The organism is Neorhizobium sp. DAR64862/K0K3 (genome assembly GCF_050500185.1).
GTDB classification, from domain to species: domain Bacteria; phylum Pseudomonadota; class Alphaproteobacteria; order Rhizobiales; family Rhizobiaceae; genus Neorhizobium; species Neorhizobium soli.
In genome coordinates this window covers 1306018-1327525 of the sequence record NZ_CP191450.1, presented here as the reverse complement: position 1 = coordinate 1327525, position 21508 = coordinate 1306018, and the positions used below count along the sequence as shown (strand labels likewise).

General features: G+C 60.4%; 19 protein-coding genes. 4 read left to right on the top strand and 15 right to left on the bottom strand.

What is annotated here, in order from left to right; all coding sequences use genetic code 11:
* Entirely contained in the window at positions 1-747 is a 747-nt protein-coding gene (locus tag ACQY1L_RS22925; protein ID WP_430244774.1) for an SDR family NAD(P)-dependent oxidoreductase, read from the bottom strand.
* A 125-nt stretch (positions 748-872) separates the two neighbouring features.
* On the opposite strand from ACQY1L_RS22925, the gene leuC reads away from it, so the two are divergent.
* Positions 873-2291: a 3-isopropylmalate dehydratase large subunit gene (gene leuC, locus ACQY1L_RS22920; protein WP_430244772.1), complete on the top strand. Its 1419-nt coding sequence runs from the start codon at positions 873-875 to the stop codon at positions 2289-2291.
* Positions 2288-2908, top strand: a complete 621-nt coding sequence (gene leuD, locus ACQY1L_RS22915; protein WP_325264311.1) for a 3-isopropylmalate dehydratase small subunit — start codon at positions 2288-2290, stop codon at positions 2906-2908. Before leuC ends, leuD begins: the two co-directional genes overlap by 4 nt.
* An 80-nt stretch (positions 2909-2988) precedes the next feature.
* Here leuD and mce read toward each other — a convergent pair whose 3' ends face one another.
* The 4 genes from mce to denD form a co-directional block, all read right to left on the bottom strand.
* On the bottom strand, positions 2989-3390 hold the full coding sequence (gene mce, locus ACQY1L_RS22910) for a methylmalonyl-CoA epimerase (protein WP_325264313.1): 402 nt from the start codon (positions 3388-3390) through the stop codon (positions 2989-2991).
* Between the two features lie 6 nt (positions 3391-3396).
* Positions 3397-5541, bottom strand: a complete 2145-nt coding sequence (gene scpA, locus ACQY1L_RS22905) for a methylmalonyl-CoA mutase (RefSeq protein WP_430244770.1) — start codon at positions 5539-5541, stop codon at positions 3397-3399.
* A gap of 82 nt (positions 5542-5623) precedes the next feature.
* Positions 5624-6508 (bottom strand): NAD(P)-dependent oxidoreductase, encoded by an 885-nt coding sequence (locus ACQY1L_RS22900; RefSeq protein ID WP_430244768.1) that lies wholly within the window; start codon positions 6506-6508, stop codon positions 5624-5626.
* The gene (gene denD, locus ACQY1L_RS22895) at positions 6505-7488 is read right to left on the bottom strand and encodes a D-erythronate dehydrogenase (protein WP_430262062.1); all 984 of its coding nucleotides are present in this window, start codon (positions 7486-7488) and stop codon (positions 6505-6507) included. The genes ACQY1L_RS22900 and denD overlap by 4 nt, the downstream gene beginning before the upstream one ends.
* Positions 7489-7660: 172 nt before the next feature.
* On the opposite strand from denD, the gene ACQY1L_RS22890 reads away from it, so the two are divergent.
* Complete coding sequence (locus tag ACQY1L_RS22890) at positions 7661-9097, top strand: FAD-binding oxidoreductase (RefSeq protein WP_113110146.1); 1437 nt, start codon at positions 7661-7663, stop codon at positions 9095-9097.
* Positions 9098-9123: 26 nt separating this feature from the next.
* A complete protein-coding gene (locus ACQY1L_RS22885) occupies positions 9124-9843 on the top strand; it encodes a FadR/GntR family transcriptional regulator (RefSeq protein WP_430244766.1) in 720 nt (239 codons plus the stop codon).
* Positions 9844-9897: 54 nt separating this feature from the next.
* Here the strand turns inward: ACQY1L_RS22885 and ACQY1L_RS22880 are convergent, their stop codons facing one another.
* The 10 genes from ACQY1L_RS22880 to repA all read right to left on the bottom strand — a co-directional run bounded on the left by ACQY1L_RS22880 (position 9898) and on the right by repA (position 21199).
* Positions 9898-10812, bottom strand: coding sequence for a TIM barrel protein (locus ACQY1L_RS22880; RefSeq protein WP_430244764.1), 915 nt, complete (start codon positions 10810-10812; stop codon positions 9898-9900).
* A gap of 14 nt (positions 10813-10826) precedes the next feature.
* Positions 10827-11585 carry a glycerophosphodiester phosphodiesterase family protein gene (locus ACQY1L_RS22875; RefSeq protein ID WP_430244762.1) on the bottom strand — a complete coding sequence of 253 codons (759 nt, stop codon included), beginning with the start codon at positions 11583-11585 and terminating at the stop codon, positions 10827-10829.
* A 20-nt stretch (positions 11586-11605) separates the two neighbouring features.
* Complete coding sequence (locus ACQY1L_RS22870; protein ID WP_062458558.1) at positions 11606-12487, bottom strand: ABC transporter permease; 882 nt, start codon at positions 12485-12487, stop codon at positions 11606-11608.
* Positions 12488-12501: 14 nt separating this feature from the next.
* A complete protein-coding gene (locus ACQY1L_RS22865; RefSeq protein WP_062458560.1) occupies positions 12502-13428 on the bottom strand; it encodes an ABC transporter permease in 927 nt (308 codons plus the stop codon).
* A gap of 11 nt (positions 13429-13439) precedes the next feature.
* The gene (locus ACQY1L_RS22860) at positions 13440-14438 is read right to left on the bottom strand and encodes an ABC transporter ATP-binding protein (protein WP_430244759.1); all 999 of its coding nucleotides are present in this window, start codon (positions 14436-14438) and stop codon (positions 13440-13442) included.
* Complete coding sequence (locus ACQY1L_RS22855) at positions 14435-15448, bottom strand: ABC transporter ATP-binding protein (protein ID WP_430244757.1); 1014 nt, start codon at positions 15446-15448, stop codon at positions 14435-14437. The genes ACQY1L_RS22860 and ACQY1L_RS22855 overlap by 4 nt, the downstream gene beginning before the upstream one ends.
* 72 nt (positions 15449-15520) lie before the next feature.
* Positions 15521-17155, bottom strand: a complete 1635-nt coding sequence (locus ACQY1L_RS22850) for an ABC transporter substrate-binding protein (RefSeq protein ID WP_430244755.1) — start codon at positions 17153-17155, stop codon at positions 15521-15523.
* A gap of 332 nt (positions 17156-17487) precedes the next feature.
* Complete coding sequence (repC, locus tag ACQY1L_RS22845; RefSeq protein ID WP_430244753.1) at positions 17488-18816, bottom strand: plasmid replication protein RepC; 1329 nt, start codon at positions 18814-18816, stop codon at positions 17488-17490.
* 157 nt (positions 18817-18973) lie between these two features.
* Positions 18974-19999 (bottom strand): plasmid partitioning protein RepB, encoded by a 1026-nt coding sequence (gene repB, locus ACQY1L_RS22840; RefSeq protein ID WP_430244751.1) that lies wholly within the window; start codon positions 19997-19999, stop codon positions 18974-18976.
* A 3-nt stretch (positions 20000-20002) separates the two neighbouring features.
* Entirely contained in the window at positions 20003-21199 is a 1197-nt protein-coding gene (gene repA / locus ACQY1L_RS22835) for a plasmid partitioning protein RepA (protein WP_062458574.1), read from the bottom strand.
* Positions 21200-21508: the final 309 nt, after the last annotated feature.

Genomic DNA, 21508 nt, shown 5'->3' with positions numbered 1-21508 from the left:
CTACCGCGCCGTATAGCCGCCGTCGGCCAGCACGTCGGTGCCAGTGATAAAGCTTGCGTCGTCCGAGGCGAGAAAAAGCGCCGTCGCAGCAATTTCCTGCGGTGTGCCGATCCGGCCGATCGGATGAAGCGGAGCGAGCATCTCGATGACCGCCGCCTCGCTGCCGGCCTGACGGGTGACGCGGCTCGTCAGCACCGCACCCGGCGACAGACTGACGGCACGAATGCCCTGGTCGGCGTGATCGAGCGCGAGACTGCGGGTGAGCGAAAGCAGCCCGGCCTTGCTGGCCGAATAGGCGGCACGCCCGGGCGTCGTCACATGGCCGAGCTGGGACGCGATATTGAGGATGACGCCGCCCTGTTTAGCGAGATGCGGCACGCCGTATTTGCAGATCAGGAAGGCGCCCGTGAGATTGACATCCAATGTCTTGCGCCAGCTTTCGAACGGGATGTCGCAGACGGTGCCAAGCGGCGTCTCGGTTGCGGCGTTGTTGACGAGGATATCGATACGGCCGAAGCGGCTCGCGACCGCGTCGATGCAGGCCTCGACCGAAGCCGGATCGGCAACATCGCATGGCATGGTAAGGCAGCGATCCGGGTCAAAGCCATCGGTTGGAACAGCGTCGAGATCGAGCATCGCGACGCGCGCACCCGCCCAGGTGAATTTTTCCGCGATCGCCCGCCCGATATCGCCGCCTGCTCCGGTGATGATGGCGACGCGGCCTTCAAGGCATTGAGGAGAGAACATGCATCACCCTTCAGGAGAAATCGAACACTTCGGATCGTCTGTCATCATCGCTTGATTTGCAAATTGAATCTGTCTTAATCTCAATACAGATTTTGAGGGCCTTAGCCGGCCTTGAGGAGTTGATAATGCCGAGGGAACACCGTCCACAGACACTGTTCGACAGGATCTGGCAGAACCACGTGATCGCATCGCAGACGGATGGTCAGCAGTTGCTGTTCATTGATCGGCACCTGGTTCACGAAGGGTCGTTCCACGGTTTCAACAAGCTCAAGGACAAGAATGCGCGGGTCTCCCGGCCGGACCTCACCTTCGGTATCGTCGACCATTATGCGCCGACGCGGATACGCGACATTACCCGGATCGATGCCGACATTGCGGGGATGATCACCCAGCTGGAGGAGAACTGTCTTGCCAATGATGTGCGCATCTTCGGGCTGAACGACCCGCGCCAGGGCATTGTCCATGTGGTCGGCCCGGAACAGGCAATCACGCTGCCCGGCGCCACCATCGTGTGCGGCGACAGCCACACCTCGACCCATGGCGCTTTCGGCGCAATCGCGTTCGGCATCGGCGCATCGGAAGTGGCGCATGTCTTGATGACCCAGACCCTGTGGCAGAAAAAACCGAAATCGATGCGGGTCCGCTTCGATGGCAAGCTCGGGCCCGGTATCACCGCCAAGGACATGGCTCTGGCGATGATCGCCGCGATCGGTGCCGATGGCGCCCAGGGCCATGCGATCGAATATACCGGCTCGGCGGTCGAGGGGTTGTCGATGGAAGGTCGCCTGACACTCTGCAACCTTTCGATCGAGAGCGGCGCGCGCTGCGGCCTTATCGCCCCCGACATGACGACCGTGAACTTCCTGCGCCACCGGCCGCTCGCACCGAAGGGCGATCTCTTCGAGCGAGCAGCGGAAGCCTGGCTTTCCCTGCGCGGCGACGGCGACGCCTCCTTCGAGCGCGAGCTGGTGATTGACGGCAGCGAGATTGCACCTGTCGTCACCTGGGGGATCAGCCCCGAGGACGCGCTGCCGATCACATCCGCGGTACCCATGCCGGACGCGATGACCGACGAGTCACGCGCGGCCCATACGCGCGAAGCGATCGACTATATGGGACTGAAGCCCGGCATGCCGTTGACGGATATTCCGGTTGACCGCGTCTTTATCGGCTCTTGCACCAACAGCCGCATCGAAGACCTCAGAGCAGCCGCAGCCGTGCTTTCCGGCCGCAAATCTGCCGTTCCAGGCCTGGTATCACCAGGATCGTCGCTTGTGAAACACCAGGCCGAGCAAGAGGGCCTCGACCGGATTTTCGTGGACGCCGGATTGGAATGGGTCGATTCCGGCTGTTCGATGTGTGTCGGCATGAATGGTGATCTCGTTCCGCCCGGCGAACGCTGCGCCTCCACCACCAACCGGAATTTCAAAGGCCGCCAGGGCCCGAAGTCGCGCACGCACCTGATGTCGCCGGCCATGGTCGCTGCGGCAGCTGTGACCGGGCGCCTGACCGATGTTCGAGATCTGATGGGAGGCCGCAGTTGAGACCGTTCAAGACCCTCGACGCAAAAGCAGCGCCACTGCCTTTTGCAAGCGTCGATACCGATCAGCTGATCCCGGCACGCTTCATGAAGCGCTCGCGATCGGAGGGATACGGCCAGTATCTTCTCTACGACATGCGCTTCGACGGAGAAGGAAATCCGATCCAGGATTTCCCGTTGAACAACCCTGCCCGCGCAGGCGCCGAAATCCTTGTTGGACGGCGGAATTTTGGCGCAGGTTCCTCGCGAGAGGCGGCCGTTTACGCGCTTGTCGACTACGGTTTCCGCTGTGTCATCGCACCGAGCTTCGGCGACATCTTCGCATCGAACTCGGTCAACAACGGCCTCTTGCCGGCGCGGGTGACCGAAGAGGATGCGGAGACCATTCTTTCCCTGCTCGAAAATGGCCAGAACCGTGCCTTTGTCGATCTCGAAACCTGCGAGATCCGGCTCGCCAACCATGTCTTCCGCTTCGAGATAGAGCCCGTCTGGCGCACCAAGCTCCTCAACGGCTGGGATGATCTCGACCTGACGGCAAGCTATGCCGATGACATAGCCCGCTACGTGGTCTCGGACAGAGAACTCCACCCGTGGCTCCAGGAGATCCCGGCTTCGGTATGAGCGACTGCCTCAACTTCGGCACATGATCTGGATTGGTTCGTTGCATTGGGTGGCGCTCGCAGGCAGCCAACAGTTACCCGTCAGGCCTGCTCGAACTCAATCAGCGTGCCTTGAAAATCCTTGGGGTGAACGAAGATCACCGGTTTTCCGTGGGCGCCGATCTTCGGCTGGCCGTCGCCCAGAATGCGTGCGCCCGTCTCGACGATCCTTGCGGAGGCGGCTTTGATGTCGTCGACCTCGAAGCACAGGTGGTGGATGCCGCCGGACGGGTTCTTGTCCAGAAAGCTCGTGATCGGTGACGTCTCTCCGAAGGGGTGGAGAAGCTCGATCTTGGTGTTGGGCAGTTCGACGAAGACAACGGTCACGCCGTGCTCGGCCAAATCCTGTGGCGCGGAGACCGAAGCACCGAGGCCGCGATACTGATCGGATGCCGCCGCCAGATCCGGCACCGCGATCGCGACGTGATTGAGCTTCCCGATCATTGTGCCTCACACATTCCGGCGTTTTCCTTCGAGGAGATCGATCACGGCGTTGGCGGCATCGAGGACGTTTGTGCCGGGCCCGAATACGGCAGCGACGCCGTTTTCGAGGAGGTAGTCGTAGTCCTGACGCGGAATGACGCCGCCGACCACGACGATGATGTCGTTTGCGCCCTTGCGCCTGAGCGCATCGACCAGTTGCGGGGCAAGCGTCCTGTGACCGGCTGCCAGCGACGACATGCCGACCACCTGAACCTTCTGCTGGATTGCCAGATTGGCGGCCTCATCCGGCGTCTGGAACAGCGGGCCGGCCAGAACCTCGAAGCCGATATCGCCGAATGCCGAGGCGATGACCTTGGCGCCACGATCGTGGCCGTCCTGGCCGAGCTTTGCGACCATGATCTTCGGCTTGGCCTTGGTCGACGTGTATTCGGCAAGGCGCCTGGTCAGCGTCTCGTATTCCGGGTCGCCCTCATAGGCGGGGCCATAGATATCGCTGACCACATCCGGCATGGCCGCATGGTCGCCGAATGCCTTGCGCATCGCGTCCGACATCTCGCCGACCGTGGCACGCGCGCGCGCCGCCTCGACGGCCGCCGCCAGAAGATTGCCGCGCCCGGATGTCGCGACGTCGCCGAGGGCTGCCAGCGTCGTTTCCACCTTTTGCGGATCGCGCTTGCGGCGCACCTCTTCCAGCCGCTCGATCTGGCCGTTGCGCACGGCCGTATTGTCGATGGCAAGGATGTCGATGTCGTCCTCCGTCTCTAGCCGGTACTTGTTGACGCCGACAATGATCTCCTCGCCGCGGTCGACCTTGACCTGGCGCAGCGTCGCCGCTTCCTCGATCAGCCGTTTCGGCAGGCCGTCGGCGACAGCCTTGGTCATGCCGCCGAGCGCCTCGATCTCCTCGATCAGCGCCCAGGCCTTTTCGCCCAACTCGCTGGTCAGGCTTTCGACATAATAGGAGCCGGCCAGCGGATCGACGACCTTGGTGACGCCTGTCTCGTGGGCGAGGATCAGCTGGGTATTGCGCGCGATGCGGGCGGAGAATTCGGTCGGCAGTGCCATCGCCTCGTCGAGCGCGTTGGTGTGTAGCGACTGGGTGCCGCCGAGCACGGCCGACATTGCCTCGTATGCCGTGCGGATGACGTTGTTGTAGGGATCCTGCTCGGCCAGAGACACACCGGAGGTCTGGCAATGGGTGCGCAGCATCAGCGAGCCCGGCTTCTTCGGCGCGAACTCCTCCATGATCCTCGACCACAGAAGGCGGGCGGCGCGCAGCTTCGCCGCCTCCATGAAGAAGTTCATGCCGATGGCGAAGAAGAAGGAAAGACGTCCGGCGAACTCGTCGACATCGAGGCCCTTGGCGATCGCGGCACGCACATATTCGCGGCCGTCCGCCAGCGTGAAGGCCAGTTCCTGCACCAGCGTCGCACCCGCCTCCTGCATGTGATAGCCGGAGATCGAGATCGAGTTGAAGCGCGGCATTTCTCTTGCGGTGTATTCGATGATGTCGGCAACGATCCGCATCGAGGGTTCGGGCGGATAGATATAGGTGTTGCGGACCATGAACTCCTTAAGGATGTCGTTCTGGATCGTGCCCGAAAGCTGCGAGCGCTCGCAACCCTGTTCCTCGCCGGCGACGATGAAAGAGGCAAGGATAGGGATCACCGCACCGTTCATGGTCATCGACACGGACATGTCTTTCAGCGGAATGCCGTCGAACAGGATCTTCATGTCCTCGACCGAGTCGATCGCCACGCCCGCCTTGCCGACATCGCCCTCGACGCGCGGGTGGTCGCTGTCATAGCCGCGGTGGGTGGCAAGGTCGAAGGCGACGGACAGGCCCTTCTGGCCCGCGGCAAGGTTGCGCCGGTAAAAGGCGTTCGAAGCCTGCGCCGTCGAAAAACCGGCATATTGACGGATCGTCCAAGGGCGACCGGCATACATCGTCGCCCGCGGACCCCGCACGAAAGGCTTGATCCCCGGCATCGTATCGAGATGCGAAATACCCTCGAGATCATCAGCCGTATAAAGCGGCTTGATGTCGATCCCTTCAGCCGTGTGCCAGACCAGCGTGTCAGGCGAAGCCTTCAGCTCCCGCTCGGCAAGAGCTTTCCAGGCCTGGGTCTTTTCCCCGTTATCTTTTGACAAAAGCATCCCCCTCAGCGCTTCGTTTCAATCGACAGCCTATCAGGTATCGCCTCAGCCAGCCGGGTCAAGCCTTTCCAAAGAACTACGGGTTCAGCTTTTCGAGATGAAGGAGCAATCCGCTGTGATCGAGCGGCCCACCGCCGCCCTCGACGAAATCGGTGAACTCCGCCCTCACCCCACTTGTCAGCGGCAGCGTGAGGGAGAGGGCGTCGGCAACGTCCATGACGGCGTTGAGATCCTTCAACTGGTTCTTTGCCGTGCCACCCGGCTCGAACGTCCGCTCGACCATGCGGCGACCATGAATTTCGAGGATGCGACTGTCGGCGAAACCGCCGCGGATCGCGTTGCGGAAGGCTTCGCGGGAAGCGCCACCGGCCTCGACAAGGATCATGGCCTCGGCCACGGCGCCGATCGTGACTGCAACGATCTGCTGGTTGGCGAGCTTGCAGATCTGTCCCGCGCCGCTCGGGCCCACATGCGTTACCCGACCCATTGCCGAAAACACGTCGTGGAGGCTCGCGACCACATCCGCATCGCCGCCCGCCATGATCGCAAGCGTGCCAGCCTCCGCTCCGACCACACCGCCGGACACCGGCGCGTCCACATGGGCGATGCCCAATTCTCCAAGCTTTGCTGAATGCTCCTTGGCGATGGCAGGCGCAATCGAACTCATGTCGATCACCTTGGCGCCCTTGGCCAGACGATCGGCACAACCGCTTTCGAACAGGACGTCGCCAACGGCCTTGCCATCCGTCAGCATGGTGATGACGATATCGGCGCCATCGACGGCCTCTACCGGTGATGCCGCGACGGTAGCCCCATCGCTCTCGAGCGCCTTGGCCTTATCCGTATTACGGTTCCAGACGGTGAGAGAACATCCCGCGTGAAGCAGCCGGCGCGCCATCGGCGCACCCATCAGACCTGTTCCGAGGAAGGCGATCTTTTTCGAGGGGTTTGCGACAGTCATGGCAGCTTCCCCCCAAGTTCATCCTCGATATGAACCTGGATGATCTCGTCGAAGTTCTTCTCGGCCGTAAACCCCAGTTCGATCGCGCGTTTTGCCTCGAAACCCGGTGCCCAGCCTGCGACCATCTTCATGATCATCTCGTTCGGCTCGCGCCGGATGAGGCTGACCGCCTTGTCGCCCGCGATCCGCCGCAGTGCTTCGATCTGATCGCCGACCGTGGCGCTGACGCCTGGCATCGAAAGGCTCCTCTGCGATCCAAGCTGCGCCAGATCGAGATCCGCTGCGTGAACAAGATACCCCACCGCCGAGCGCGGCGACGTGTGCCAGTGACGGGTGCTTTCCGGCACCGGCAGAATGGCCTCCTCGCCGATCAGCGGTTCGCGCAGGATATTGGAAAAGAAGCCGGATGCGGCCTTGTTCGGCTTGCCCGGTCTGATGCAGACGGTGGGCAGGCGGATGCCGATGCCATCGAAAAAGCCGCGACGCGAATAGTCTGCCAACAACAGTTCGGATATCGCCTTCTGGGTGCCGTAGCTGGTGAGCGGCGTCAGGTGGAAATCATCCGGGATCGACGGCGGCAAGGGCGCGCCGACCACGGCGATCGACGAGGTGAAGACCACACGCGGCTTGTAGCCGTCAGCCTGGTGGGCCAGGCGGATCGCATCGAACAGATAGCGCGTGCCGTCGAGATTGATCCGGTAACCTTTGTCGAAATCGAGTTCGGCTTCGGCCGAGACGATGGCTGCGAGATGATAGATCAGATCCGGACGACCTTCGACCAGGGTTTCGGCGACGCCCGGCGTCGACAGATCCACCGCGAAACTGTCGATCGCCACGGTGGTTTCGGGTTTTTCCGGAGTGACCACGTCGACCAGCGTCAATTTTTCGATCGCGGCGCCACCGACCGCTCCCTCCCGAAGCAGCCGCGTCGTCAGTTTGCGCCCGACCATTCCGGCCGCGCCGATAATCAAGATATGCATGGAACCTCCCTTTTCCGAGAGTTCGCAGAGCGTTGCGAACCCGGCATGATTTTTCTTGTACGGTTGTCTGATAACCTTATATGGTTTGTCCAGCCTTACCGGGTGAAAAAGAGGTTATCAAGAAGCCGCGCCTTTCCAAAGAGCGGACGGATGAGCCCAAGGGAGAGACACCATGGCATTGGATCTTGAGGATAGCCCGGCCATGTCGCTGACCGCCTCGTTGGGCAGCGACATCGTGATCCGCGACGAGACCGAAATTGCGCGCTACTGCCGCGACTGGCACGGCGACGTTTCCAGCAGCGCCGTTGCAGTTCTCCGGCCGCGCTCGACGCAGGACGTCGCCGCCTGTGTGAAGGCCTGTCACGCGTTGAACTTGGCGATCGTTCCGCAGGGCGGCAATACCGGGCTCGTGCTCGGCGGCATACCGGACGATCCGGTACGCCAGGTCGTCATCAGTCTCGAGCGGATGAACGCGATCCGCAATATCGACGCGGACGATTTTTCCGCCGTCGTCGAGGCCGGGTGCATCCTCTCCGAACTCAAGGACGCGATCGCCGACAAGGCGATGTTCTTTCCGCTTGCGCTTGGCGCGCAGGGCAGCTGCCGGATTGGCGGCAACGTCTCCACCAATGCCGGCGGCATCAACGTGCTGCGCTACGGCATGACCCGCGAGCTTGTGCTCGGGCTTGAGGTGGTGCTGCCCGACGGCTCGATCCTCAACGGGCTCTCGACCCTGCGCAAGGACAACCGCGGCATTGACCTCAAGCAACTGTTCATCGGCGCCGAGGGCACGCTCGGGATCATCACCGCCGTCTCGGTAAAGCTTACCCCCTACCCCGATCAGGTTGCGACTGCGCTGCTCGGCCTTGCCTCACTCGAGGACGTCATTACGCTTTACCGTCGCGCCCGCCGGGATTGCTGCGACCTGATGTCGGCCTTCGAATTCATGCCGCCTCTCGCCTTGACGCTCGCGAGAGAAGCGATCCCCGACCTGCCGTTGCCGATGTCGGGCGATTATCCGGCCTATGTCCTGATGGAGATATCCGGATGCGGCCTTGTCGACATCCAGGACCTGATGGAGCGCTTTCTGGAAGGCGTGATGGAGGACGGTCTCGTCCTCGACGGGACACTCGCATCCTCTCAGGCGCAGGCAAAAAACCTCTGGCTGATCCGCGAGGGCATGAACGAGGGACAGGCAAAGCGGGGCGCACATATGCGAAGCGATGTCTCCGTGCCACTGTCGCAACTGCCGGCCTTCGTCCGTGATGCGGAAGATGCGATCCATGCCGCCCTGCCCGATTGCATCTGCGTGTCCTACGGACATGTCGGCGATGGCAATGTTCATCTCAACTGTTTGCCGCCTTCGGATCTTTCGGCAGCGGACAAAGCTGAACGGATCTATCGGTCAAAGACCGTGCTCAATGAGGTGGTGGACCAATATGCCGGCAGCATCAGCGCCGAACACGGCATCGGCCGCCTGAAGCAGATGGATTTCGATACCAGACTGCCCGAGGTAAAACGCAGGTTGCTGACTGCGATCAAGCGGGCGATCGATCCCGACCTCGTGATGAACCCGGGATGCCAGTTGAATTTATCGGCAGAGTCGTAGAAACCATCCGGAACAAGAAGGCGGCCTTGGCTTTGACGGACTTCAACCAGATCAGGCGCAACGCGCATCTACCGGCCCGGATCGCCGCGGAAATCGGACGCGAGATCGTCGAGGGACGGATCGCGTCCGGAGAAAAGCTGCCGACCGAACATCTGCTTGCCCAGACATTCGGCGTCAGCCGGTCGGTCGTTCGCGAAGCCATCGCACAGTTGCGCAACGAAGGACTGGTGGAGACACGCCAGGGCGTCGGTGCATTTGCAACGGAAAAGGAACGTCGCCAGATGATCCGCGTCGAGCCCGCCGACCTCTCTGATCCGGAAAATTTCCGAGACCTGTTTCAGCTGCGTCTGGCGCTTGAAGTCGAAGCGGCAGCGCTTGCGGCCGTCAGCCATACGCCTGATGATCTGAAGCGCCTCGACGAGGTTCTGGCGCAGATGACCGGTGCCGCCAAATGGACCGAGGAAGGCATCGTTGCTGATCTCGCCTTCCACCGCGCTGTCGCTGCTGCAACCCGCAACGATTATTTCATCCAGTTCATCGGCTTTATCGCCGAGCGTATCCAGCTCACCATCAACGCCGCGAGGGCGAAGGCGGTGCTGGAGGAGATCGTGGAGGTGACGATCGCCGAACATGTGGCAATCCGCGACGCGATTGCGGCCCGCGACGCATCCCGGGCACGAAGCGCCATGCGCGATCATCTCGATGGCGCGTCCGGCCGTCTCAATCTGGAACTCACCGTTCCCTGAGGCCAGACCTCACGACTAAAGAGCGGGGAAGTATCCCTCCCCGCCCTGCCGACGTTATTCTGCCGCGATAGCTGCGCTGCGTCCGTTCAAGGCCATGAGGCCCTTTGCCCGTTCCAGACTTGCAGGCTGTTCGGCATGGTAGCGCCGTCCGATTTCCATCATCAGCACGGTGCCGGGCAGGAAGGTCAGTTCGGAGAAGATATCTTCCCAGTCGATGTCACCCCAGCCGAGCGGCATGTGCAGATCGCCAATGCCGAGCGCGGTATTTTCCTGCACGTGGTAACCCTTGTAGAAAGCCTGTGGACGGCCGAAGCTGTCATGGACATGCAGATGGCCGGCAACAGACGCCATGGCACGCAGCTCCTCACGGAAGTTCAGGCCGCGATAGGTCGACTCGATATAGGCGTGGCTGAAGTCGATCAGTGCCACGAGGTTCGGATGCCCGATCGTCTTGACCGTTTCGGCGATCTGTGTCGGTGTCTGGCGATACTGGCCGGGCTCCGTGGTGAAGATGTTTTCAAACGCGACCCGAACACCGTAAGGCTTGCAGAATTCGGCGAGTTCGAACAGCGCTTCGCGTTCTCGGGCGTCGGCTTCGGCGCGCTCCATGATCTGTTCGGCGCGCAGGTTACCGCCGTGCTGGACCAGGATGCCGGCACCGATGCGGTCGCAGATCTGCGCAAGCGCCTTGGCGGCGTCGAGCTGGTAGCGGCAGGTTTCCGGCTCCATGAAGTTCGAGGAGACGAGGCCATGAACCGTGTAGCGGAAGTCGAACTGCTTTGTCAGCGCTACAAGCCGATCGGCGCGCTCTTCGATGATGCGTCCGCCAGCGATGAGATCGAGGCTGGTCAGGCCGAGTTCGACGGTATCGACGCCGATCTCGCTCAGGATGCGAAGTTCCTTTTCTAGGCTTTCAAACTCTCCATTGGTGGAGCCGGCATTGAAGCCTGTGCCGATGATGTTGCTCATTGTCGTATTCCTTTTCAGGCAGGTTCGGATTGGAACTGGGTTTCGCGTCTCAGCTTGAGTGCGAGGTCCGGGCTGTCGGAGGTCAGGTGACCGATGCCCCGTTCGAGCCAGCGCCGGATCAGCGCCTCGTCGTTCAGGGTCCAGACGCAAAGGCGCTCGAGCGGAAGCCTGCCGGTGATGAGCGCCCATTCGGCATCCATCAGCTCGTGATGGACAGCGATGATATCGCCAAGATCGACGACCTTCTCGAGAAAGCGTTCGAGGCCGCCTTGTTTGTCGGCCCATTCCGCATTGACAGACACGAGGCGCGCAATATGCGGAGCAATGCGCTGGCATTCCTCGAGAACGGAGAGGTCGAAGGAGGTCAGATGGCAGCGCTCGGCCAGACCGAACCGCTCGATTTCCGCGACGACTTTTTCCGCAATGCCAGGATAGGGTTGCTTTGCTTCGTCGGACTTGATTTCGACATGCAGTTGCTTGCCCTCGGATGTCGCCAGGACGGCGAGGACGTCGGCCAGCGTCGGCACCGTGTCATCAGAACCGTCGAGATGCGTTTCGCCGCGCATGTCCGGCGTCAGCGAGCGGACCGGGCCGGTCTTGTCCGTCGTGCGATCGAGCGTCGCGTCGTGGATGACGACCAGTTCGCCGGTATCGGTCAGGTGCACGTCGAATTCGATCGCATCCACACCCAGATCCAGCACGTTGCGAAAGCCGGTCATGGAGTTTTCAGGCCAGAGATTGCGGGCTCCCCGGTGGCCGGTGATCTTCGTCATTGTGGTCTCCTGAAGTGTGATCAGCGAAGTGTCGGATCGAGCTTGTCGCGCAGCCAGTCGCCGACGAGCGAGATGGAAAGCGTCGTCACCATGATGACGAAGGCCGGCGCCAGCATGATCCACGGCGCCCGCGTCAGGTATTCGCGGCCGAAGCCGACCATGTTGCCGAGGCTGGTTTCCGGCGGCTGCACACCGAGCCCCAAAAACGAGAGCCCGCTCTCCATCAGGATGATTTCCGGAAAGGTCAGCGTCATCGAGACGATCAGCGTCGAGGCCACGTTCGGCAGGATGTGGTGAAGATAGACGCGTCCAGGCGTAGCACCGAGCTGCACAACGGCAGACGCATAGCCTTGCGCGCTGGCCGAAATCGCGAGACCTCGGGCGATGCGGGCATAGCGTTCCCAGCCATAAAAACCCATCAAACCAATCAAAAGCGGCATCGACGAACCGAAGAAGGCAAGCACGGCGAGCGACATGATCAGGAACGGAAGGGCCGCCTGGAAATCGGCGAGAACGAGGACAAGATGCTCGACCGCGCCCCGAAACTTTGCCGCGGCAAAGCCGAGCACGGTACCGAACACGGCGGAGATGATCGTTGCACCAAAGGCGATCGCCAGCGACACACGGATCGACTGAAGCAGGCGCGACAGGACATCGCGCCCCAGCTCATCCGTACCCAGCAGATGCGCGGGATTGCCCGGCAGCGACAGACGGGCGCGCAGATCCATGGCGGTAATGCCATAGGGGCGGATGACGTCTGCAAACACGGCAACCACCACCATCCCGACCAGCCAGACGATGCCGAAGGTAACGGAGAACGGGACCTTGCGGACCTGCTTGATGAAGCGGGTGAAGAGAGACAGGTTGGGCGATTGTGGGCGGGCGATATCAGTAACAGTCATGACCGGCCTCCTCTCTAGTGAGCGCTCTGGGCGCGAAGCCGTGGATCGAGAAAGCCGTACAGCAGGTCGACGATAAGGTTCGACACGACCATGGTTGCGGCGACTAGGAGCAGGATGCACTGGACCACAGCGAGATCCCGGTTGCTGACCGAGACGACGAGCAGGCGACCGATGCCGGGCCAGGAGAAGATCGATTCCACCACGACCGCGCCGGCGATCAACGTGCCGACCATGAAACCGACGATGGTGACGATCGGAACAGCGGCATTCGGCAGCGCATGCTTCCAGACGACATCCTGCCACTTCATCCCCTTGGCAGAAGCCGTGCGGATATAGGGCTGGCCCATCACCTCGATCATCGCACTTCTCGAAAAGCGCGCGAGAATGCCGATACCGCCGATGCTCATCGTCAGCGTCGGCAGGATGCCGTGCTGCCACGTGTCCTGCCCACCGGATGGAAGCAGCCCGAGCGTGATCGAAAAGATCAGCACCAGAAGCAGGCCCATGACGAAGGACGGAATGGTGAAGCCGAAAATGGCAGCCAGAATAACGCCGCGATCGATCGCGCTCTGGCGATGCAGGGCCGCATAGACGCCGGCCGGGATGCCGATCACGACCTTCAGGAACAGCGCCGGGATCGTCAGCTGCAGGGTCGCCGGAATGCGCTCGATCACCAGCTGCATGGCGGAGGCCTTGTCACGCATGGAAACGCCGAAATCGCCCGTGAAAATCGCCCGGATGTAGGACAGGTACTGGATCCACAGCGGCTGATCGAGGCCCCAGGCCTTGCGGAAGGCATCAACGGATTCTTGCGGAACATCGGGACCAAGCATGACCTGGGCCGGATCACCAGACAGCCGCAACACGACGAAGGCAAAGGTGATGACGGCAAGGATGGTGATGAGCGCGCGAAGAAGGCGAATGGAAGCGAAACGAAACATCGGGAATTCCTTTAGGCCGCGACCGACGCCTCGGCGCGGGTCACCATGTGACAGGCCGCGGTTCGACCGTCGGCAACCGACAGAAGCTGCGGCACGCTGGTACGGCAGATATCGGCGGCCATCGGGCAGCGGGGATGGAAGGCACAGCCGGATGGGCGGTTGGCAGGGTTCGGCGGCTCCCCCTGCAGGATGACGCGGCCCTGAAGCAACTTGCCCGGCACCGGCACACTGGACACCAGCGCCTTGGTATAGGGATGGAGCGGCGTCTTGAAGATGACGTCCGAGGACGCCTCTTCAACGATGCGACCGAGATACATGACGGCGACGCGATCAGCGATATTGCGGACCACTTTCAGATCATGGCTGATAAACACCATGGCGATGTGGTTTTTCTCCTGCAGGTCGCGCAGCATGTTGACCACTTGCGCCTGGATCGACACGTCGAGCGCCGAAACTGGTTCGTCGCAAACCAGAAGCTTCGGCCGCGACGCAAGTGCCCTCGCAATGACGGCGCGCTGACGCTGACCGCCCGAAAGCTCGTGCGGATAGCGCCCGGCCTGATCCGGTCTCAGTCCCACAGCCGACATCAGCTCGGCGACGCGCGTTTCCCGATGGGGCTTCGGCACGAGGTTGTGGATGGCGAGCGGCTCGCCGATCTGCTCGGCAATCGTCAGACGGCGGTCGAGCGCTGCCAGCGGATCCTGATAGACGAACTGCATTTTTGCCCGCAATGCACGCCATTCTGGCGTTGCAAGCTTCGGCATCGGCTTGCCTTCGAAGAGAGCCTGCCCTTCCTGCGGCGGATCGATACCCAGCAGCATGCGGCCGAGCGTGGACTTGCCGGAACCGGACTCGCCGACGATGCCGAGCGTCTCTCCGGGCATGACCCTGAGATCGATCCCATCGACGGCGCGGACCGGTGTCGCCCGTCCGAACATGCCCTGGCGAACCTCGTAGGTTCTGACGAGACCTTTCGCTTCGATGAGCGGCGTTTTGAAGTGCTCGCTCATGACAGCGCCTCCAGAACGCGAGCCCCAACCGGATGCGTGACGCCGATCGGAGGATGGGAACCGACGGGATGGTGACAGGACAAAAGCCGCCCGTCGTCCGTTGCCGAAAGAACCGGCATGCGGGTGCGACAGTCGATTGCGGCATGCGAACAGCGTGGCGAGAAGGCGCAGCCTTCCGGGAGGTCGCGTGGATTGGGAACGGTCCCCGGAATGGGGATCAATCGTTCGCGCGGGCCATCCAGACGCGGAATGGCATCGAAGAGACCGCGCGTGTAAGGATGGCGCGGGTTGTCGAACAGGGCCTGGATTGTCCCCTGCTCCACGATACGGCCGGCATACATGACGCAGGCGCGCTCGCAGACCTGCGAGACAGCGCCCAGATCATGGCTGATAAAGATGGTCGCCATGCCGGTTTCGGCGCGCAATGCGATGAGAAGATCAAGGATCTGAGCCTGAATCGTCGCGTCGAGAGCCGTTGTCGGCTCGTCGGCAACGAGCAGATCCGGCTCGCCGGCAAGCGCCATGGCGATCATCACGCGCTGACACTGGCCGCCAGAGAATTCGTGGGGAAAGAGATCGATGCGCCGGCGTGCATCCGGAATGCCGACCATATCGAGCAGCCGCAGCGCTTCCGCCTTTGCAGCCTCCCCGTGAAGGCCGCGATGGATCGCCAACGCCTCGGTGATCTGGCGACCGACGCGCAGAACCGGATTGAGCGAGCTGGACGGATCCTGAAAGATCATTGCGATCCGCTTGCCGCGCACGCCTTCGAGAACGTTGCGTGGCTGGCCGAGGATTTCCTGTCCGTCGACGCGCACCGAACCGCTGACCGTCGCTTTTCCGGGCAGAAGCCCGAGTGCCGCGAGCCAGGTGACGGACTTGCCGCAACCGGATTCACCGACAAGGCCGATCGCCTCGCCGCGGGCGATATCGAGATCGATACCATGCAGTACCTGAACGCCATCGAAAGCGACCTTCAGGCCGCGCAGTTCCACAAGGTTTTTCACCATGGAACGCACCTCCATTTTATAAGCAGATGCGCCGGCCGCGATTTTCGCGGCCGGCGTGAGAATTAAGAACGATCAGGCGTTCCAGTTGGCTGTGCGGAAGTCCATCGCGAAGGCAGGTGCTGCCTTCCACTTCAGAGACTTCTTCATGCCGGTAAAGACGGCGTTCTGGTGCAGGACCTGATAGGCCGGGTCTTCGCGCTCGCAGATTTCCAGCATACGGGCAAAAGCCTTGTGGCGCTGGGCGCGGTCGGTCGAGGTTTCCATGATGACGGAAAGCTTGTTGACCTCCTCGTTCGTCCAGTCCTTCTTCTGCTGCGCTTCGCCGTTTGGTCCGAACTGGACGACGAGTGGCGTGATCGGATCGTTGATCGAGTTGGAAGCCGACCAGTCGCGCACACCCTTGACGCCTGCAGGATCGTGGATCTGCGCCCAGTTTTCCTTCATCTGGATCTCGACGTTGAGGCCAACCTGCTTCCACATCTCGACCATGATCTGCGCGTTCGCAGTCTGGTTGGTGTAGTAGTTGTTGAGAAGGCGATACGGGATGGCGTCGCCCTTGTAGTTGGCTTCCTTAAGAAGCTTCTTAGCGAGATCTGGGTTGAATTCCGGAGCAGCCCAGCCTTCGACATACATGTTGGATGTCTTGAAGGAGTCGAACTGAAGGCCTGCTGGAACAACAGTCTGGCCTGCCCACAGCGCTTCCACGATCCCCTGACGGTCGATCGAGTGCGTCATAGCGCGACGGACGAGCGGGTTAGCGAGAACCGGGTTCTGCGTGTTGAATGTGGAGATGCGGTGGTTCCAGATGGTCGAGCTCTGCACTTCGAGGCCAGGAGCGGCTTTGATCGCCGAGATCTGGTCTGGCGGCAGGTCGCAGGCAAAGTCGTATTCACCTGAGAGCAGGCCGTTGACGCGGGAAGCGACTTCCGGAACCTCGACAAAGCGGATCTGCTGCAGCGGCGGACGGCCACCCCAGTATTCATCGAAAGCGACGAGCGTCAGCGACACGTCAGGCTTGAATTCGGACACCATGTAAGGACCGGTCGTGACCGGCTTGCGGGCCCAATCCGTATAGCTCTTGGCTTCGTCCCAGGCGCGGCGGTTGGTGATCTGGCTGCCGAAGGAATATAGGCGGCCTTCCAGCGTAATGTCAGGTGTAGCATTGTGGAAACGCACGGTGTGATTGTCGACAACTTCGACACCGGCAAGCGCCGGCCAGAGACGACGAGCGACACCGGGAACGATCGCCGGCAGTTCCTTGACCGTCGTTGGCTTGTTGTCGGCTTCAAAGACGGTCTTGCCGCCCTTCGGTTCGGTATTTCCAAACAGGCGTTCCTTGGAGAAGGAGAATGCAACATCTTCAGCGGTCAGTTCGTCGCCGTTGTGGAATTTCACGCCCTGACGCAGCTTCAGTTCGAGCGTCTTGTCGTCGATGCGCTTCCATTCGGTCGCGAGGCTAGCAACAGGCCCCTGATTGCCCATCCAGTCGCGGCCGATCAGGCCTTCCCAGAGGTTGGGGAAGAACACGCGTTCGCCAACGTTCGACTGTTCGTTCCAGACGTCCAACGTGTTGTTGTTGGTGATCTTCTGAACGGCAATCGTCACCGATGGGCGTGTCGACTGGCTAAAGGACATGCGTGGAAGGACAATGGTGCCTGCTGCAGCTGACATCAGCCCCAAAGCGTGGCGACGGTTGATAGAAAGCATTGGATCTCTCCTGTGGGCGAGTGAATGCGTTCACGGAAAACACAATGGTTTCCGCGTCAGATGCCACTCGAAATCGACAAACAAATTTGAGCCGGCTGGCCGCGTGTTTCGGGAGGACCTCAACCGCGCCGCTGACTTGGCGTAGCTCTAGGGGACCAATGTTACGCGGATGTGACGTTTGTCTGTGTGTTCGATTTCCACTCGTTGACGCGATCTCCAGACGCGCTGGCCGTCAGGAAGGAGAGGTTTCTCTTTGTTTAACAAACTCCGAACGATGGTTCCGCGGACCTCTTTGTCGACGGGGATCGACCGAAAATTCCCCGATGTCATCATCAGCAAACCCAAGCGGTTTTGGTCGGGCCTTGTCGGGGTGAGGTCGTGCTTGGGTATGTTTCAGGCTTCGATCGACTGCCTCTCATCAGAGCCATCAGCATCGGCGCGGTCGCGAATCCACCCTTCTCTGCCCGGCGGGTCAGGTCTCTCAGATAGCCTCCAGCAGACGTGATATGCTCAGCGCGTTCGAGCATGCAGGCAAGCACTGTTGCGGCGTTCTCAGGCCCCATCACGATTGCTGCGCGTTCATAGACAGCTGGCGTGATGTCGAGAGTGGAACGAACAACATAGGCTGCCGTAATCAGATCCCTCCAGGACGCGATCCCACCTCTTGGCCCATAATCGTTGATCTGGGTGCAGGCTTGCAGGATGAATGGGAGTGGTAGAGCTTTGTGTGTGGTGATCGAGCTCAAACGAGGGCGCTTTTGTCGAGTATCGCGTTGATCGTCAATCTCTTCGATTGCTGTGCCGTTCGCCAAAGTGTGTTCCGGTGCTTGTTCGGTTGAAAGCCCTTTCGACACCGGTTCAGATTCAGAAATGATATTTGTTTTTGAATCCTGTATGTGGCGCTCACTTTGAGATTCATTGGCGCTCATCTCTGGTGATTTCATATTTAATTTCAATTGGTTGACGACTTCTTCACGAAGTACCGAGAGTTTTGTGAGGAGCGGCTCTGCGATATCGAGAGTGAGGACGCGCGGAATTGCCTGTAGGACGCATTGCAGATTTGTCTGTGCCTGCTCCCAGTCACCGGAAATCTTTTCATCCACGGCAAAAGTAATCAGCTTTGCGAGATCTCTTCGGCAAAGAGTAATTCTCTCTTTTGCAGCCTTGAGTTGTTCACGGCTAAGAGCGATCTCCGCTGCCATCGTTTCGATCTCTCGTGCGCGTGCCAGAAGTGGTGCGAGACTGAAGCCGAAAGCATCATCGAGTTTGCCACCTGAACTGCGGCGCGCATAGCGTTTGCCGTTCGGGCTGTCCTTGCGCAGGATCAGTCCGGTTTCCACCAGCACCGAGAGATGGCGGCGAAGTGTTGCCGGTGCCATTCCACGCGCTCTAAGCGACAACTGTGCATTGGACGGGAAAACGATGAGATTGCCATCCTCGCAAAGTTCATCGCCCGGATAGAAGGTCAAAAGTGCGTCGAGCACAGTCAGTGCCCGGTCACTGATCCCGAGGGATGACCGTGATTCGCAGATCGATCGAAACAGTTTCCACTTCGATCTCTTGATTCCGGATGCAATTTCGCTGGCTTTTTGATGGTTTGCCAACAGCCCATACGACATCGCCCGCCGCCCAAAGGGCGTCGTTACAGTTCCACTCTCCATTTTCTCTCACCTTTTTTCAGGCAAAAGAAAGCCGCTCACCGAAACGGTGCCAAAGACTCTTGACTGTGATTCATGGAAGTGCGATTCTCGATCTTGCTAGAAATCGGAGAGAGGCTTCCACGACCTTGGTCGTTCGGGGGCCTTTTTCTTTTGCTGATCAAACTCCCTTGTTGCGTTTAAATTCTGCGAAAAGCTCTGTGAGCCGTTCGCTGACGAAGTCGTCAAAACCCGGCGCGCTTTTCGCATCGAACACGAATGTCGACCGGTTTCCCGATTTGCGCATGACAACCGGCAGACCGCTCAGCTGTGCTTGAGCCGGCTTGCCACTATCCTCAGGTTTCGCGGACAACTGTGTAAAGGCGAGCTGGAAACGCTCGTCGCTTGTCTTACCCTCTGCCCTGCCCTTCTGAAGCGACGAGAGCAGCCTTGGAATGTTTCCGGCATTGAGCTTTTCCGACAGCTCCGTCCACCGCCTGCGGCCAACCTCAGGTGCCGGACCGACCGCATCGATGATTTCCATCGGAATCGCCCGGACCAGGCTGATCATTTTTGACAAGGCTGCCTTGTCGACGCCAAGCGCTGCCATGATGATATCGCGCGTGAACGAACGATCCTCGAGACGGGTGGCGAACAAGGCGCGTTCGATATGCGAGAGGTTCGTGCGGGCGTTGTTTTCCTGGCCCTGGCTGACGACCAGCTGGTCATCGGTCAGAACGCGGACAACCGCCTTGACCTTGAGGCCCAGCTGTCTGACGGCTGCAAGTCGGCGGTGACCGTAGGCGACCTGGAACCGGCCCGACTGGTCGGGATGAGGCCGCACGAGGATCGGCACCTGCTGTCCATGCTCGCGAACCTGCTCGACCAGCTGGGACAGCGCTTCGCCATCGATCAGCATACGGTCGGAAACAAAGGAACTGTCGATCAGCGATGGATCCAGTTCGACGACGGAAAGCCCTTCCGAAAGCTGCCGCTCGAGATCCTGCGCCCGTTCCATCTTCTGCGTGATGCTGCCAAGCGTTCTCGTGATGCCACCAACGGGGACACCGCTGCGGACGGCCGGTGCCATCCCGGCCAAAGGGCGTGACGATTGAGCAGCCGGGGGTGCGGCCGGTGTCGGCGCTGGTGCTGAACTGTTGTCCGGCGCCGAAGGTTCGAAGATGCCGATCAGGTTTTTACGTGCCATCTCTTAGCGCCTTCCCCACACGGACCGGATCAATTCTTCAATCTCGAGGTTCACGGCATTGAGCGAGTCCATCGCCCGGTCATAGGTGCCGCGGGTGAACTGATTGCGCTCGACCTCATACAGTGTCTGTTTCGTGACGCCGGCATCGGAGATCGCTGTCGACTTCAACATGGCGTTGTGAAGCATACGATTGCCGAAGATGGCGCGCATAAAGCCCGTCATCTGGCTCTGTGGGCCGTCATTGGGTTCAAACCGCGTCACAAGATATCGCATCCAGTCATAGCTTGTCCGCCCCCCTGCCCGCTCGACAACCGACATCAGTTCGCTGGTCATCGAGAGAAACTGCGACATCGACATGACGTCGAGCATCTGCGGGTGAACGGTAATCAAGGTCGATGTCGAGGCGCAAAGCGCCGACATGGTCAGGAAGCCGAGCTGCGGCGGGCAATCGATGACGACGACATCGTAAAGGTCTTCGATATCGGCAAGAACTTCGCCGATGCGGGCAAAGAACATCGTCGCAACCTGTCCCGACGCCATGGCCTTGGGCGTTTCGTGCTCGAACTCCATCAGTTCGAGGTTGCCCGGCAGGATATGCAGGTTCGGTGTGTAGGTGGAGCGGACAATTTCCGAAATAGGGCGCGGATCCTCATAGCGGATCGCACCATAGAGCGTCTCGCCTTCGCCCACATCGAGCTCGGGTTGATGCCCGAACAACGCCGACAGAGACGCCTGCGGATCGAGATCGATCGCGAGCGTCTTGTAACCACGAAGGGCAAGATATTGAGACAGATGCGCGGACGTCGTCGTCTTGCCGCTTCCGCCCTTGAAGTTCATGACGGAAATGACTTGCAGCTTTTCGCCAGGACGGCGGGCCGGTACGTATTTCGCCACGCCGTTCTTTTCGTCGAGAACCTGACGAATACGATCCATGTCGGTCGGAAGATAAACACGCCGACCGTTCGCCAGCGGCTCGGGTCCGTATCCTTCTGCGGCAACCTGACGGAGATAGCCTTCTCCGATGCCGATGAAGCTCGCGGCTTCGGCTGGCTGGAAGGGCCGGATTGTCTTTTGAGATGTCGGTGCGAAGATTTTCGCTTGATGCATCTGAAGTTGATGCGCAAGCTCCTGGGCATCTGTTGCCAGAGTCGTTGGCAAGTGCTCCTGAGGTTCGTCGACTTTCAAGCTTGGCTGCGGCATCTTTCTCTCCAACTGCGCAATTGGCGAAGTTCTTCGGAAAACTGCGCAGTTGAATATGACCCGATTCGCACGAGTTGTACAAATGATTCAATGCAAATGAATTTTGCGCCTGTGGAGAGCAAAAGTCGCGCTCGTTGTCCGCGGACAACGAGAAGTGGGGCAGGGTAAGGTATCAGATTCTGCTGAGTGGATCGCTAAACCTTTGCCATCTTTAACCTGTCTATAAGTGTTTATGGTGCTTGCTTATCACCATACAGATGCTAGCTTGATCCATCACGCCAGAAGCTAAACGGTTCAATCAAACGGACG

What these genes read in the sequence shown, in the direction of transcription:
- ACQY1L_RS22890 (WP_113110146.1), top strand. Translation starts at nt 7,661, where the DNA reads ATGGCATTGGATCTTGAGGATAGCCCGGCCATGTCGCTGACCGCCTCG.
- ACQY1L_RS22865 (WP_062458560.1), bottom strand. Translation starts at nt 13,428, where the DNA reads ATGTTTCGTTTCGCTTCCATTCGCCTTCTTCGCGCGCTCATCACCATC.
- ACQY1L_RS22870 (WP_062458558.1), bottom strand. Translation starts at nt 12,487, where the DNA reads ATGACTGTTACTGATATCGCCCGCCCACAATCGCCCAACCTGTCTCTC.
- mce (WP_325264313.1), bottom strand. Translation starts at nt 3,390, where the DNA reads ATGATCGGGAAGCTCAATCACGTCGCGATCGCGGTGCCGGATCTGGCG.
- ACQY1L_RS22880 (WP_430244764.1), bottom strand. Translation starts at nt 10,812, where the DNA reads ATGAGCAACATCATCGGCACAGGCTTCAATGCCGGCTCCACCAATGGA.
- repB (WP_430244751.1), bottom strand. Translation starts at nt 19,999, where the DNA reads ATGGCACGTAAAAACCTGATCGGCATCTTCGAACCTTCGGCGCCGGAC.
- denD (WP_430262062.1), bottom strand. Translation starts at nt 7,488, where the DNA reads ATGCATATCTTGATTATCGGCGCGGCCGGAATGGTCGGGCGCAAACTG.
- ACQY1L_RS22925 (WP_430244774.1), bottom strand. Translation starts at nt 747, where the DNA reads ATGTTCTCTCCTCAATGCCTTGAAGGCCGCGTCGCCATCATCACCGGA.
- leuC (WP_430244772.1), top strand. Translation starts at nt 873, where the DNA reads ATGCCGAGGGAACACCGTCCACAGACACTGTTCGACAGGATCTGGCAG.
- ACQY1L_RS22875 (WP_430244762.1), bottom strand. Translation starts at nt 11,585, where the DNA reads ATGACGAAGATCACCGGCCACCGGGGAGCCCGCAATCTCTGGCCTGAA.
- ACQY1L_RS22855 (WP_430244757.1), bottom strand. Translation starts at nt 15,448, where the DNA reads ATGGTGAAAAACCTTGTGGAACTGCGCGGCCTGAAGGTCGCTTTCGAT.
- ACQY1L_RS22860 (WP_430244759.1), bottom strand. Translation starts at nt 14,438, where the DNA reads ATGAGCGAGCACTTCAAAACGCCGCTCATCGAAGCGAAAGGTCTCGTC.
- repC (WP_430244753.1), bottom strand. Translation starts at nt 18,816, where the DNA reads ATGGAGAGTGGAACTGTAACGACGCCCTTTGGGCGGCGGGCGATGTCG.
- ACQY1L_RS22850 (WP_430244755.1), bottom strand. Translation starts at nt 17,155, where the DNA reads ATGCTTTCTATCAACCGTCGCCACGCTTTGGGGCTGATGTCAGCTGCA.
- repA (WP_062458574.1), bottom strand. Translation starts at nt 21,199, where the DNA reads ATGCCGCAGCCAAGCTTGAAAGTCGACGAACCTCAGGAGCACTTGCCA.
- ACQY1L_RS22900 (WP_430244768.1), bottom strand. Translation starts at nt 6,508, where the DNA reads ATGACTGTCGCAAACCCCTCGAAAAAGATCGCCTTCCTCGGAACAGGT.